This is a genomic window from Amycolatopsis sp. NPDC004772 (assembly GCF_053601215.1).
Window position 1 is genome coordinate 1 of the sequence record NZ_JBSGBK010000145.1, and the last position, 12,927, is coordinate 12,927.

14 protein-coding genes are annotated in these 12,927 nt (G+C 71.9%); 9 read left to right on the forward strand and 5 right to left on the reverse strand.

The window, feature by feature from the left end:
- Nucleotides 1-400: 400 nt before the first annotated feature.
- Nucleotides 401-610, forward strand: coding sequence for a sigma factor-like helix-turn-helix DNA-binding protein (locus ACWEF6_RS41565; RefSeq protein WP_004559389.1), 210 nt, complete (start codon nt 401-403; stop codon nt 608-610).
- Nucleotides 610-1,137 (forward strand): Clp protease N-terminal domain-containing protein, encoded by a 528-nt coding sequence (locus tag ACWEF6_RS41570; protein ID WP_449687983.1) that lies wholly within the window; start codon nt 610-612, stop codon nt 1,135-1,137. Before ACWEF6_RS41565 ends, ACWEF6_RS41570 begins: the two co-directional genes overlap by 1 nt.
- Here ACWEF6_RS41570 and yczE read toward each other — a convergent pair.
- The gene (gene yczE / locus ACWEF6_RS41575; RefSeq protein WP_449687984.1) at nt 1,134-1,754 is read right to left on the reverse strand and encodes a membrane protein YczE; all 621 of its coding nucleotides are present in this window, start codon (nt 1,752-1,754) and stop codon (nt 1,134-1,136) included. The genes ACWEF6_RS41570 and yczE overlap by 4 nt on opposite strands.
- 61 nt (nt 1,755-1,815) lie before the next feature.
- On the opposite strand from yczE, the gene yczR reads away from it, so the two are divergent.
- Complete coding sequence (gene yczR, locus ACWEF6_RS41580; RefSeq protein ID WP_449687985.1) at nt 1,816-3,264, forward strand: MocR-like transcription factor YczR; 1,449 nt, start codon at nt 1,816-1,818, stop codon at nt 3,262-3,264.
- 496 nt (nt 3,265-3,760) lie between these two features.
- Here the strand turns inward: yczR and ACWEF6_RS41585 are convergent, their stop codons facing one another.
- Together ACWEF6_RS41585 and ACWEF6_RS41590 are read right to left on the reverse strand one after the other, a co-directional pair.
- The gene (locus ACWEF6_RS41585; RefSeq protein ID WP_449687986.1) at nt 3,761-5,050 is read right to left on the reverse strand and encodes a hypothetical protein; all 1,290 of its coding nucleotides are present in this window, start codon (nt 5,048-5,050) and stop codon (nt 3,761-3,763) included.
- Nucleotides 5,051-5,769: 719 nt separating this feature from the next.
- A complete protein-coding gene (locus ACWEF6_RS41590) occupies nt 5,770-6,936 on the reverse strand; it encodes a pyridoxal phosphate-dependent aminotransferase (protein ID WP_449687987.1) in 1,167 nt (388 codons plus the stop codon).
- Between the two features lie 29 nt (nt 6,937-6,965).
- On the opposite strand from ACWEF6_RS41590, the gene ACWEF6_RS41595 reads away from it, so the two are divergent.
- The gene (locus ACWEF6_RS41595) at nt 6,966-8,264 is read left to right on the forward strand and encodes a DUF445 domain-containing protein (RefSeq protein ID WP_449687988.1); all 1,299 of its coding nucleotides are present in this window, start codon (nt 6,966-6,968) and stop codon (nt 8,262-8,264) included.
- A 213-nt stretch (nt 8,265-8,477) separates the two neighbouring features.
- Here the strand turns inward: ACWEF6_RS41595 and ACWEF6_RS41600 are convergent, their stop codons facing one another.
- Nucleotides 8,478-8,939, reverse strand: a complete 462-nt coding sequence (locus ACWEF6_RS41600; RefSeq protein WP_449687989.1) for a CGNR zinc finger domain-containing protein — start codon at nt 8,937-8,939, stop codon at nt 8,478-8,480.
- Nucleotides 8,940-9,022: 83 nt separating this feature from the next.
- On the opposite strand from ACWEF6_RS41600, the gene ACWEF6_RS41605 reads away from it, so the two are divergent.
- Genes ACWEF6_RS41605 through ACWEF6_RS41615 form a run of 3 tightly spaced genes read left to right on the forward strand, consistent with a single transcriptional unit; the run spans nt 9,023 to nt 10,395 of the window.
- Nucleotides 9,023-9,391 (forward strand): VOC family protein, encoded by a 369-nt coding sequence (locus ACWEF6_RS41605; protein WP_449687990.1) that lies wholly within the window; start codon nt 9,023-9,025, stop codon nt 9,389-9,391.
- Between the two features lie 7 nt (nt 9,392-9,398).
- Entirely contained in the window at nt 9,399-9,782 is a 384-nt protein-coding gene (locus ACWEF6_RS41610) for a TFIIB-type zinc ribbon-containing protein (protein ID WP_449687991.1), read from the forward strand.
- A 1-nt stretch (nt 9,783) separates the two neighbouring features.
- Complete coding sequence (locus ACWEF6_RS41615; protein ID WP_449687992.1) at nt 9,784-10,395, forward strand: AAA family ATPase; 612 nt, start codon at nt 9,784-9,786, stop codon at nt 10,393-10,395.
- Here ACWEF6_RS41615 and ACWEF6_RS41620 read toward each other — a convergent pair.
- Complete coding sequence (locus ACWEF6_RS41620; protein ID WP_449687993.1) at nt 10,392-11,537, reverse strand: methyltransferase domain-containing protein; 1,146 nt, start codon at nt 11,535-11,537, stop codon at nt 10,392-10,394. The two genes, ACWEF6_RS41615 and ACWEF6_RS41620, sit on opposite strands and share 4 nt — an antisense overlap.
- A 144-nt stretch (nt 11,538-11,681) precedes the next feature.
- Between ACWEF6_RS41620 and ACWEF6_RS41625 the strand changes: the two genes are divergently transcribed.
- Complete coding sequence (locus ACWEF6_RS41625; protein ID WP_310968491.1) at nt 11,682-12,101, forward strand: helix-turn-helix domain-containing protein; 420 nt, start codon at nt 11,682-11,684, stop codon at nt 12,099-12,101.
- Nucleotides 12,098-12,787, forward strand: coding sequence for a hypothetical protein (locus tag ACWEF6_RS41630; RefSeq protein ID WP_449687994.1), 690 nt, complete (start codon nt 12,098-12,100; stop codon nt 12,785-12,787). Before ACWEF6_RS41625 ends, ACWEF6_RS41630 begins: the two co-directional genes overlap by 4 nt.
- The last annotated feature ends 140 nt before the right edge of the window (nt 12,788-12,927 follow it).

Here is a 12,927-nt window from a genome sequence, read left to right on the forward strand (position 1 = left end):
GCCAGGTAGTCACGCAGGTCAGCTACGTGGTCGAGGTCGGCAGAGGCCAGCTGGGCCAGCACAGCGGGTATGGGAGAAGATGCAGCAGCAGGCACGGCTCTCTCACAGATCATGGGCTTCGACACCCACATGATCACCACCGAGAGCCGTGCCTGCCTGCAACGACACGACTTTGCCGGAACCCTGGCCCTCTCCGGGGGGCGTCCCCAGGTCCAGTCTATCGGCGGCATCCGACGAAAAGCCGCGAAAACCCCAGCTCAGGACCCATTGTTCACACCCCAGACGAGATGTGGACAAGCCGTGCCCCACCGACCTCGACCGACATTCGCAGCTCAGCGCCGAGAACCGCCGCCGTCAACCTCAGTTGACAGTATCCGAATGTCAACGTAGGTTGACAAGCATGACGGAAGCGACGGATTTGGCCGCCCGGGCGGGTGATCGCGATCCCCGGGTGGGGCTGCGCGCGGTCGCCGCGTTGCGGCGGCTGCTGGAACAACTCGAGGCCGTGCAGGTGCGCAGTGCGCGGGTGCACGGCTGGTCTTGGCAGGAGATCGCCGCCGAGCTGGGGGTCAGCCGGCAGGCCGTGCACAAGAAGTACGGGAGGCACTGATGTTCGAGAGGTTCACCGCCGACGCGCGGATGGCGGTCGTCGAAGCGCAGATCGTGGCTCGGGAGTCCGGCTCGGTCGAAATCGGGCCCGCCCACCTGCTCGCCGGGCTGGTGAAGACCGGTGCCCAGGTGCTCACCGACCTGGGCGTGTCCACTGAGGACATCGCGGCCGAGCTGGCCCGCACCCGGCGCCGCGGCGGTGTGAGCGACGCCGACGCCGAGGCGCTCACCGAGTTCGGCATCGACGTCGAGCAGATCGTCGAGCGCGTTGAGCAGACGCACGGCGAGGGGGCGCTGGCCGGGCGGCTCGGCCCGGCCAAGCGCGGGCACATCCCGTTCACCGCGCAATCGAAGAAAACCCTGGAATTGAGCCTCAAGGAAGCCGTCCGGCTGGGCGACAAGCACCTCGGCCAGGAGCACATCCTGCTCGCGCTGGCCCAGCAACGCGGCACCGATGACGTCCTCGCCCGGCGCGGCGCGGACTACCTCACGCTGCGCCGGGCCGTCCAGCAGCGCAAAGCCGGTTAGCTCTCGCGCCAGGTCGTCCGGGGCAGCAGCGCCTGGGTGAGCGGGCCGATCGCGAGCGCATAGAGCACCGTGCCGACGCCGACGGTCCCGCCGAGCAGGAAACCGGCCGCCACCACGGTCACCTCGATGCCGGTGCGCACCAGCCGGATCGGCCAGCCGGTGCGGCCGGCGAGCCCGGTCATCAGGCCGTCGCGGGGGCCCGGGCCCAGCCGGGCGCCGACGTAGGTGGCGGTCGCGACCCCGTTGAGCACCACCCCGCCGACCAGCAGCGCGATCTGCCACACCAGCTCGTGCTGGTCGGGGAGGAACGCGCGGACGACGTCGACCACGACCGAGATGATCACGACGTTCGCGATGGTGCCGATGCCGGGCCGCTGGCGCAGCGGGATCCACAGCAGCAGCACGGCCACCGAGATGAGGCCGGTGACGGTGCCGAACGTCAGGCCGGTGTGCTTCAGCACGCCTTCCGCCAGCACGCTCCACGGCTCGAGCCCGAGGCCGGCGCGGGTGACGAGGGCGACGCTGGCGCCGTAGAGCGTGAGGCCGGCGAGCAGCTGCACGCTGCGGCGGACGGGGTTGCGGGAGATCCGGACGGGCCGGAGGTCGATCTGAGTCACGACCGCACTATCGCCGGAAAGTGGACTGGTAAACCATAGCCAATTCCGGGATATTGGCCTTATGGAAGCCGTGCTCCCGGTAGGTGGACGTATTTCTGGCCCGCGATTGGCCGTCATGCTGGGCTCGTGGCGGCAAGGTGGCTCTCGTCAGGGAGCTGCCGACCTCGCCGCGGCCATCGAACTGCAGGTGCTTGACGGTCAGCTCCCGCTGGGCACCCGGCTGCCCGCCGAGCGCGAGCTGGCCGACGCGCTCGGCGCCAGCCGCACGCTGATCGGCGCGGCGCTGGACCGGTTGCGGGAGAGCGGGCTGGTCGCGAGCCGCCGCGGTGCGGGCTCGTGGGTCGCCGCGCCCGGGCGGCGGCGCCGCGGCCCGCTCGCGCCGGCGAGTGACGGCTCGATCGACTTCACCCACGCGTCCTCTCCCGCCGTCCTGGGCATGGCCGCGGCGGTCGACGCGGCGCGCGTCCGGCTCGCCGACCACCTGGGCGATCACGGCTACCAGGAACGCGGCCTGCCCGCCCTGCGTGAGCGGATCGCGCGGCGCTACACCGAGCGCGGCCTGCCGACGACCCCGGCCCAGGTCATGGTGACCAACGGCGCGCACCACGCGTTCGTGCTGGTCCTGCGGATGCTCGCCGGGCCCGGCGATCGCGTGCTGGTCGAGCAGCCGACGTACCCGAACGCCCTGGAGGCGATCCGCGCCGCGCACGCCATCCCGGTGCCGGTCGCGCTCGACCCGAGCGGCGAGCGCGGCTGGGACATCGCCGGCATCGACGCGGCCCTGCGCCAGGCGTCCCCGCGGTTCGCCTACCTCGTCGTCGACTTCCAGAACCCGACCGGCCTGCGCCTGGACACCGACGGCCGCTCCCGGCTCGGAGCCGTGCTGGCCCGGGCCCGGACACCGGTCGTGGTGGACGAAACGCTCGTCGAGCTGGACCTGGAGGACGACCCCCGGCACGGTCCGCCGCCGCTGGCCGCGTTCGCCGGTGACCTGGCCATCTGCGTTGGCTCGGCGTCGAAGACGCACTGGGGCGGGCTGCGGCTCGGCTGGATCCGCGCGTCGGAGGACCTGCTCGGCCGCCTGGTTTCGGCGCGCTACGCGGTCGACCTCGGGTCACCGGTGTTCGAGCAGCTCGTGCTGACCGAGCTGATGGCCGACGAAACCCTGCTGCACCGCCGGCGCGAGGAGCTGCACGGCTACCGCGACGCGCTGGCCGGTGCGGTGCACCGGTACCTCGCGGACTGGACGTTCACGCTGCCGGCGGGCGGCCTGTCGCTGTGGTGCCGGATGCCGGAGCCGGTGAGCTCGCGCCTGGCGGTGGCGGCGGCGAGCCACGGCGTCCAGGTGGCGCCGGGCTCGCGCTTCGGCGTCCACGGCGGGCTGGAACGCTGGATCCGCCTGCCGTTTTCCCTGCCACCGGACCGGATCAGCGAGGCGGTCCGGCGGCTGAGCGCGGCCGAAGCGTCGGTCCGCGGCACCCCGCCGTCCTTGGACGCGCCCATCGCATGACGAAACCGGTGCGCTGGATGCGTGCCTGCTCCCAGGGATGGGCGGCGTTCATGTGCATCCAGCGCACCGGTTCGTCGTTCCACACAACCCGCTCACGGACGTGACCCCGTTCGCGGGTACCGCGGCTTCCCGGCACAGCCCCTCGACGTGCCGGGAAGCCGGCGGCTCAGGTGCGCTCGCGGTACTGCGAGTCCTCGCTCGGCGCGGTGAGCAAGGGCTCCCGGAGTGCACCCGGTGTGGGTCCCGGCGCCGCGGGGGCAGCGCGGCGCCGGGACCGGGATCCGACCCGGCCGGGCGCGGTCGGCCGGTCGGAAAGTCTGTGGTTTCGCATGGTTTTCGCCCCTGGGGTACGTCGGACGCGCGTGCGGCGTCACGAGACGTGAAAGAGCCACGGATTGCGGGCTGGAGCAGGGGAAACGTCACGCCTCAACGGCGTACGGGTGCACCTTGATGATCTTGATTTGGGCGCACTTGTCCCCGGCTGCCCGGTCGGGGGTCAGTCGGGGGAGGTGGTGGGCAGGGCGGCTTCCCGGCCCGCGCCGTCGACCTCGTGGTCGCGGCTGGTGCCGATCAGCTTGAGCTGCGTGGTGGTGACGTCGTCGGTGTGGACGGCGAACGCGTGGCGGGCGCCGCCGGAGCCGTCGTGGCCCGGGGCCGCGGTGGGAGCCGGCGCGCTCGGGGCGGTGGTGCCGCCGGGCAGGCCGGGCGTGGAGTCGCCGCCGCCGGTGACGTGGGTGCCGGAGTCGCGCGGCTGCTCGTGGACCGCCGGCAGCGAGCCGGCGTGCCGGACGACGACCAGGTGCACGACCGAGGCGCGGGAGGGCTGCTGCTGGTCGGCCGTCGTGGCGGCCGCGGCGGGGACGGTCTCGACGACCGCGGCCGGTGCCTGGGTGACGGCGGCCGTCACGCCGGGGACGACCGCGGTCCCGCCGCCGGCGTTCGAGCTGCCGCCGAGCACGGGGTTCAGGAGGTCGTCCAAAGGCAGCAGCACCGGCGCGTCCGGGTGGCCGGCGGGCGGCTGGGTGAGCGGTGCGAGCACGGTGTGGGACAGCGTGTCGGTGACCGTGCCGAGGGTGTCCGTGACGGTGGTGAGCGTCCCGCCGACCACGTTCAGCACGCCGCCGACGAGCCCACCGACCAGGCCACCGCCGGACGACGTGGCCTTGACCGGCGCGTCGGCGGTGTCCTTTGTGGTCGTTCCGGTGGCCGCCTTCAGGGTGCCGCCGACCAGACCGAGCAGGTTCCCGCTGGAAGAGGTGGCCTTCGGCGCTTCGGAGCTCTCCGAGGACGTCGCCTTCTTGGCGGCCGCGGGCTCCTCGGCGGGCGAGGTGTCCGACGGCTCCGCCGTGGCAGCGGCCTCAGCGGAAGGGTTTTCCGGGTCGTCCTTTGTGGTCTCGGCCGCGGTGGGCGCTTCGGCCGGCTGCGTCTCGTCCGCCGCGGGCGGCTCGGAGGTGTCGGCCTTCGGCTGCGCCGAGCAGGTGCCGACGCCGGTCTTGTGGTGGCTCTTGCGGTGCCGGGCGTGCCAGAGCGGCTTCGCGGCGTGGTCCACAGTGGAAACCACGGGCGCCTCGGGGCACGCCGGGCGCTCGGCCGCCGACGCGGTACTGCCGGACAGCGCGGCGCCGAGCAGCCAGCCGGCGAGGGTCAGGCCGCCGGCGACCAGGATCTTGGCGGCGGGCCGCTGCAGCGACGCCGTCCACGGGCGCGGCGTGCGTACGCGCGCGTGCGAGACGACCAGCGCAGGCCGAACGGGAGCGTCGCGGCGCGCGTCCGCCGTGCTGCTCACCGCCACCACCACCGTCCGCGCCTGAGGCTTCCGCGATTTCCGCTCGAGCCTGTTCTTGCTGGGGTCTTTCTCCGGTCAGGTCGCAGTTCCCCCGGGGCTGCACTCTTTCCAGCGCCGCTCGGGAGTCTTTCATCTCTCCCGCGTTCGATCCAGCCCGCAAGGCCGAGCGGCCCTGTCGCGCAAGGTATCTGCGGCCGACAAGTTGATCACTCTGAGTGCCGTTCGGGTGCTCGCTTACGGCCATTTGGACGAGTTCTGCAATTTGCACATCTCAGCGTTGACCTGATGTTTCCGTGCGCCCGAACGCGCTTTGTGTCGAGCCGGTTCCGCTCGGTGCGCAACCGGCGGTTCCGGCCAAGTGACCGGAATTTGACCGGGATGTGGGACGGCCACTGGGCCGAACGGGTTCCGCGCGCGGCTTCGCTTGCCCTGCCCCGAAAGCGCGCGCCCCGGACCGTCTCCGGATCCGGCTGCGGTCCGTGATCGCGAACTCGTCGCCGAGACGCCGCGCGGGGCGCCCGGTGCGGCGGGGGCGCGCCAGGCGGAGCCGCGCGTCGAGGACGTCGCTGCGTCCATCGTGGACGCTGCCGCCACCAACGCGGAGAGTGACGACCCTGAGCGGCAAGTGGTGGACCCGGCGGTTGGTCCATCCGGGCTCCGCGGCCCCGGCCGGGGTGTGCTCGCGCCGGAACGACGTCTACTCAGCCGGACCGCGGTGATCAGACCAGTTTGCTCAATCGGGTGATGCCCTCGTCGATGACCTCGTTGCGCTTGCAGAACGCGAAACGCAACAGGTGTTTCCACTCGTCCGGGTGATCGGTGAACACCTTCACCGGCACCGCGGCGACCCCGACCCGGCCCGGCAGTTCCCAGGCCAGGTCGGCGGCGTCGGTGAAGCCCAGCGGCCGCACGTCGACGCAGACGAAGTAGGTGCCCGCCGTCCGCCGGACGGCGAACCCGGCGTCCGCGAGCCCGGCCGAAAGCCGGTCCCGCTTCTCCTGCAGCGACTCGCGCAGGCCCTCGACCCAGGGCAGCTCGTGGTCGAGCGCGTGCGCGACGGCCGGCTGGAGCGGCCCGCCGGACACGAAGGTGATGAACTGCTTCGCCGCCTTCACCGCCGCGACGAGCTCCGGCGTCGAGCAGACCCAGCCGATCTTCCAGCCGGTGCAGTTGAACGTCTTGCCGGCGCTGGAGATGCTCACCGTCCGCGGCCGCATGCCGGGCAGCGTGACCAGCGGCACGTGTTCCGAGTCGTCGAAGACGAGGTGCTCGTAGACCTCGTCGCAGATCGCGATCAGGTCGTGCTCGACGCACAGCGCGGCGAGCGCCTCCAGCTCGGCACGGGTGAACACGGTGCCGGTCGGGTTGTGCGGCGAGTTCACCAGGATCGCCCTGGTCCGCGGCGTGACGGCGGCACGCAGGCCGTCGAGGTCGAGGCCGAACCGGCCGTCGGGGCCTTCGACCAGGCCGACAACCCGGCGTTCGGCCCCCGCCATCGCGACCGCGGCGGCGTAGGAGTCGTAGTACGGCTCGATGACGATCACCTCGTCGCCGGGCTCGGTCAGGGCCAGCAACGCCGCCGCGATGGCCTCGGTGGCGCCCGCGGTGACCAGGATCTCCGTGTCCGGGTCGTACTCGGTGCCGTAGCGCTGCCGGTGCCGCGCGATCGCGGCCCGCAGTTCGGGCCGCCCGGGCCCCGGCGGGTACTGGTTGGCCCCGCCGAACAGCGCGTTCTTCGCCGCTTCGAGCATGCCGTCCGGCCCGTCGGTGTCCGGGAAGCCCTGGCCGAGGTTGACGGCGTCGTGCCGGACGGCCAGCGCCGTCATCTCGGCGAAGATGGTCGAGGTGAACGGCCGCAGCCGGGGGACGAGAGCAGGTTCGCGCACGATCAGCCATCCTCACGGACAATGGCGATGTGGAGCAACTGACCCCCGCGAAGGTGACGCCCGCCGACCCACCGGGCGGCGCGGCCGGTGAAGAGGAAAAGCGGCGCGCGCTGCGCAAGATGAAGCTGGTCGCGCTGTCGTTCCTGCTCGGTGCCACGCTCGTGTTCCTGCTGACCAGCTGGGCGCAGGCGATCGGCTGGCCGGGCTGGGTCGGGTACGTGCGCGCCGCGGCCGAGGCGGGCATGGTCGGCGCGCTGGCCGACTGGTTCGCCGTGACCGCGCTGTTCCGGCACCCGCTCGGGCTGAAGATCCCGCACACGGCGATCATCCCGAACAAGAAGGACGCGCTGGGCAACAGCCTCGGCGACTTCGTCGGCTCGAACTTCCTGTCCGAGGAGGTCGTGCGCGACAAGCTCAAGCGCGTCGAGATCGCGCGGCGCCTCGGCGCGTGGCTGGCGCAGGAGGAGAACGCCGAGCGCGTGACGTCCGAGCTGGCCACGGTGGTCCGGGCGGCCGTCCGCGTCCTCCGGGACGAGGACGTCCAGGCGATCATGGAGCAGGCAGTCGCGCGGCGGATCATCGACAAGCCGTGGGGCCCGCCGCTGGGCAAGATCCTGCAGGGCGTGTTCGCCGACGGCGCGCACCACAAGCTCGTGGACCTGATGTGCGACCGGGCGTACGAGTGGGTCCGCGACAACCACACGACGATGCTGCGCGTGGTGTCGGACCGGGCGCCGAGCTGGTCGCCGAAGTTCGTCGACGAGATGCTCGCGGACAAGGTCTACGGCGAGGTCCTGTCCTTCGCGTGGGCGGTCAAGACCGACGTCAACCACCCGATGCGGCTGGCGCTCGACAAGTTCCTCGGCGAGTTCGCCCAGGACCTGCAGACCGACCCGGACGTGATGGCCCGCGCCGAGCAGGTGAAGGGCCAGATCGTGCACCACGAGGAGGTCCAGCGCCTGATCGGCTCGGCGTGGAGCACGGCGAAGGAGATGCTCCTGACCGCGGCCGAGGACCCGTCGAGCGAGCTGCGCCGCCGCGTCCGGCTCGGGCTGGTGTCGCTGGGGACCCGTCTGGTCTCCGACGACCAGCTGCGGTCGAAGGCCGACGGCTGGGTCGAGGGTGCCGCGGCGTACCTGGTGAAGAACTACTCACGGGAGATCACCACCATCATCACCGACACGGTCGAGCGATGGGACGCCGAGGAGACGTCCCGCAAGATCGAGCTCCAGGTGGGCCGCGACCTGCAGTTCATCCGGATCAACGGCACGGTGGTGGGCGCGCTCGCCGGGCTCGTCATCTACGCGGTCGCGGAGCTGCTGTTCTGAGGGCCGAGTTCTATACCACACCCCGGGGACCTTCAAACCAGTTGTCCACAGGAAGCTGAGTTATCCCCCGGGTTATCCACAACTTTTCACGGTGATGGCCTAACGGCTGTCCACAACGTGTGGGGGCCAGGGCCCCGGGGGCGTGGATATGTGGTGCTTCGTCCCCAAGTTGTCCACAACCGTTCGAGTGTCCGCCGCTCGGATGAGGGCCGCTCAGCCCGCCGCGGCGCGGGCGCGCCAGCCGCGCGCCTTCTCGCGGTTGCCGCAGACGCGCATCGAGCACCACGTGCGTGAGCGGTTGCGCGACTCGTCGTAGAACGCCCACAGGCAGGTGTCCGCCGGGCAGATCTTCAGCCGGATCCAGTCGCCGCGGACGACCAGCCGGGCGCAGGCGATGAACACCGCGCCGACGACGTCGTCCGCGACCAGGGCCGGCCCGTCCGTGGTCAAGGAGATCCGGGTGCCGACGTCGACGCTGCCACCCGGCAGGCGGGGGTCGCCGATCGCCGCGCGCAGGGCGTCGCGAGCCGCGCGTGCCTCGGCGGCCGGGTTGGCCGCCAGCCCGTGCTCGGCCGCCCACTCGCGCCACCGCTCGGGATCTTCGAGCAGGTCGGTGCCCTCTTCGACGTTGACCGTGTTGAGGAACTCCACCACGAGGGAGGCGTCGGTGTGCACCTGCCGATTGTACGGCGGTTGCCTTCGGGGGTGCTAACCTACATAATCGCTTCACTGGTTACTCAGGATCGGAGGGAGCGACGATGAGTGCGGTACCGACGCTGGGCGTGGTGGCCCTCGACTGCCCGGACCCGGCGGCGCTGGCCGAGTTCTACCGCTCGGTGCTGGAGTGGGACGCCCCCGAAGTGGCCGAAGACGGGCACTGGGTGACGCTGCCCAACCCCGCGGGCGGCGCGGGCATCGCGTTCCAGCGGGTCCCCGACTACCGGCCGCCGGCTTGGCCGTCTGCGGAGAACCCGCAGCAGATGCACCTGGACCTGAACGTCACGGACCTGGAAGCGGCGCACGAGCGCGTGCTCGGGCTGGGCGCCAAGCTGCTCGACGACAACCCGGAGACGTTCCGCGTCTACGCCGATCCGGTCGGCCACCCGTTCTGCCTCTGCGCCTGCTGACGCGTTTTTGCGTAGGCTCTGCGGTGTGATTTGTCCGAAGTGTCAGAACCAGATGCGGACCGTCGACAAGAACGGCATCCACATCGACCAGTGCGACGGCTGCCGCGGCATCTTCCTGGACCGCGGCGAGCTCGAGGCGATCGTCGGTGCGGAGAGCTCGTTCTACGGCCAGCAGCCGCCGCCCTACCAGTCCGGTCCGGCGCCGACGGCGCACTACGGCCGTCCCGACTCGCCGCGGCCCTACCGCGGCGGCTACCCGGACTCGCCCAAGGCGTACCGCGGTGGTTACGCGGACTCGCCGCGGCCGCACCGCGGGGGCTACTCGGATTCGCCGCGGCCGTACGGGCACGGGCACCGCAAGCGCAGCTTCCTCGAGAACCTCTTCGACTGAGATGGGGCTCGACCTGCGGATCTGCCCGGCGTGCGGCGATCGGGCAGACCGCCCGGTCGTCGCGGGCTCGATCGTCTCGTGCGCCAGGTGCGGGCACGAGTGGCCGTTCGAGAAGCTGCCGCTGTTCGCGCTGACCGGACCGAGCGGCGCCGGGAAGTCGACGATGGGGCCGCTGCTGGCCGAGCGGTTCGGCGGCGACGTCGTTGTGCTCGACCAGGACATCCTCTGGATCGGCGCGCTGCGCGACGACGTACTGGACTTCCGGTCGGTCTGGCTGCGGATGGCGGCGATGCTGCACCAGAACGGCCGCCCGGTCGTGCTGTGCGGGACGGTCGCGCCACCGGAGTTCGAGTCGCTGCCGGAGCGCGCGTTCTTCAGCGACATCCACTACCTGGCCCTGGTGGGCACGCCGTCGTCGTTGCGCGCCCGGCTGCGGGCGCGCCCGGCGTGGCGGGAGTGGGACGAGGAGCGGATCGACGAGATGCTGGAGTTCAACGACTGGCTTCGGAAGTCGGCTCCGGACCTCGGCGTCGACGTCTTCGACACCACGGACGTCTCCCACGAGGCGACGGCCGACCACGTCGAGAAGTGGATCCGCGCGCGGCTGCCTTAGCCCAACGGCCAGGTGCGGCCGCCGGGGGAGTCGAGCCAGAATTCCTGGCGGTCGCCGGTCACCGTGACGCCGAACCGGTCGCGGTCCGGCTTGCCCAGCTCGCACCAGTCGACGAAGGCGGCCTCGGCGAGCTCCCACAGCGCCCGCGGGCCGCCCTGGGCGACCTCGTTCGCGCCGCCGCGCTTGCGGTGGCGGACCCACGAGCCGTCCGGGTGGACCAGCGCAAGTCCCGACGCTTCCTCGCCGCCCTCGCGCACCGGGCGGACACCGGGCAGTGCCAGTCCCGCGAAGAATTCAAACTGCTGACGCGGCTGGAGCACGGTCGACATCGGCAGCCGCGTCTGCTCCCAGTCGCCGCGCGAGGGCATCGGCAGCGGGCCCGTCTCGGGGAGCCGGTGCGCGCGCAGCGGCATGAACCGGCCGTCGCGCGCGAGGACGCGGCCCTGCGCGGTGCCGTCCTCGCCGACGACCAGCCGGACCAGCCCGGCGCCGATCGGGCGGTTCAGCGTCGTGACGATCAGCCCGCCCGGTTTTGCCTGCGCCAGCCAGGGGAGCGGGATCTTCGACACCGAAGCCGTGCACAGCACCCGGTCGAAGAGCGTGCCGGCCGGGAAGCCGAGCGCGCCGTCACCCACCGCGCAGGCCGGGTGGTACCCGGCCTCGGCCAGCCGCTCACGCGCCGTCCCGACGAGCACCGGGTCGATGTCCACTGTGGACACCCGGCCGGCCCCGCAGCGGTGGCTCAGGAGCGCGGCGTTGTAGCCGGTGCCGGTGCCGATCTCGAGCACGCACTGCCCGTCGCGCACCCGCAGCTCCTCGAGCATGATCGCCATGATCGCGGGCATGCTCGACGAGCTCGTCGGCGTGCCCGCCACCGGGCCGTCGCGCCGGGCGACCTCCCAGCGCTCCGGATCGTCGTCGAGCTGCGTCACCAGCACGTCGCGGGAGTAGACGGTCTCCAGCCAGCCCGGGTCGCCGCGGTCGACCGCCGCCCACAGCCCGCCCGCCGGGGCGAAGAACCGCGGCAGGAAGACGTGGCGGGGCACCGAGCGGAAGGCGGCGATCCACTCCGGCGCGTGCAGGACGTCCTCGTCGAGGAGGTGCTCGACGAGGCGTCGCCGCAACCGGGCCGAGCGCGTCATGGGACCACGGTAGCGGTGAGCGTCACACCCGAAGGTTGCAAGCAGGGTGCTTGCAATAGCTAGCACTCCGGCGTACCGTCGAAGGTGTCGCGAGGAGGTGACCGGATGACAGAGACCGGTGGGACGTCAGGATCCGGCAGTCCCATGGAAAAGGTCGCGGACATCGCTTCCGACATCGGCGAGTACATCCGCCAGCAGCGCAACACCGCGAAGATCTCGTTGCGCCAGCTGTCGAAGCTCGCCGGCGTGTCCAACCCGTACCTGAGCCAGATCGAGCGCGGGGTGCGCAAGCCCAGCGCGGAGATCCTCCAGCAGATCGCCAAGGGTCTGCGCATTTCGGCGGAAGCGCTGTATGTGCAGGCCGGGATCCTCGACCTGCCGACGGGCGGGCCGGTGGGCGACGCGATCCGCGCCGACGCCGAGCTGACCGAGCGCCAGAAGCAGGTCCTGCTCGACGTCTACGAATCCTTCCGCCGGGAGAACGCCGCGGCACGGCCGGCCGCCACTCCCGCCCCGGACACCACATCAGCCGCTTCAGCCGCGAAAACCGAGGAGTCAGCATGACCACCCCCAAGACCGAAGACGTCAAGAAGGCCGTCACCAACGCCCTCGACCAGGTCCGCACCCCGCTGCTCGCCGCGCTCGGCGCCGGCAACCTGGCCACCCACGCCGTCACCGACGCCGTGGCGAAGGCCAAGGAGAACGTGACCAAGGGCAGCGAGACCGCCCGCAAGAACCTGCAGGAGCTGCCGACCGACGTCGAGAGCCTCCGCGAGAAGCTGGACCCGGCCGAGCTGCGCAAGGTCATCGACGAGTACACCGAGGCCGCGCTCAAGCTGTACAACAAGCTGGCCGAGTCGGGCGAGCAGGCGTGGGACAAGATCGCCGCGCAGCCGCAGGTCAAGAAGGCCATCGAGCAGCTCGAAGAGGCCCTGACCACCGCGCAGGGCCAGGTCGAGGGCGTCACCGCCGAGGTGCGCGAGCGCGTCGACGGCGTGCTGGGCACCTTCACCAAGCGCACCCGCTCGGTCGGTGAGAAGACCGCCCGCAAGGTGACCGAGGTCGCCGGCGAGGCCGCCGACGCCATCGAGGAGCTGGGTGACGACGTCGCCCACGAGACCCGCTCGGCGAGCCGCCGCGTCGCGAACAAGACGGCCCCGAAGACGGCCGCCCCGGCCCGCCGGAGCACCACGTCGAGCACCACCAGCGCCGCCGCGAAGAAGCCGGCCGCGCCGAAGACCGACAAGTGACATCGCCGTGAACTCCCGGCCCCGCCACCCCACCCGCGGTGGGGGGGGCGGGGGGGGGGGGGGCGTTGGGGGGGGGTTGGGGGGGGTGTGGCAGCTGGCGGCTGGCGGGGGTGCGGTGGGCGCGGTGCGCGGGCTGGTCG

Bases quoted from the DNA above. Each gene is read 5' to 3' on its own strand.
- ACWEF6_RS41565 (WP_004559389.1), top strand. From the start codon at position 401: ATGACGGAAGCGACGGATTTGGCCGCCCGGGCGGGTGATCGCGATCCC.
- ACWEF6_RS41570 (WP_449687983.1), top strand. From the start codon at position 610: ATGTTCGAGAGGTTCACCGCCGACGCGCGGATGGCGGTCGTCGAAGCG.
- yczR (WP_449687985.1), top strand. From the start codon at position 1,816: ATGGAAGCCGTGCTCCCGGTAGGTGGACGTATTTCTGGCCCGCGATTG.
- ACWEF6_RS41605 (WP_449687990.1), top strand. From the start codon at position 9,023: ATGAGTGCGGTACCGACGCTGGGCGTGGTGGCCCTCGACTGCCCGGAC.
- ACWEF6_RS41615 (WP_449687992.1), top strand. From the start codon at position 9,784: ATGGGGCTCGACCTGCGGATCTGCCCGGCGTGCGGCGATCGGGCAGAC.
- ACWEF6_RS41620 (WP_449687993.1), bottom strand. From the start codon at position 11,537: ATGACGCGCTCGGCCCGGTTGCGGCGACGCCTCGTCGAGCACCTCCTC.
- ACWEF6_RS41625 (WP_310968491.1), top strand. From the start codon at position 11,682: ATGGAAAAGGTCGCGGACATCGCTTCCGACATCGGCGAGTACATCCGC.
- ACWEF6_RS41630 (WP_449687994.1), top strand. From the start codon at position 12,098: ATGACCACCCCCAAGACCGAAGACGTCAAGAAGGCCGTCACCAACGCC.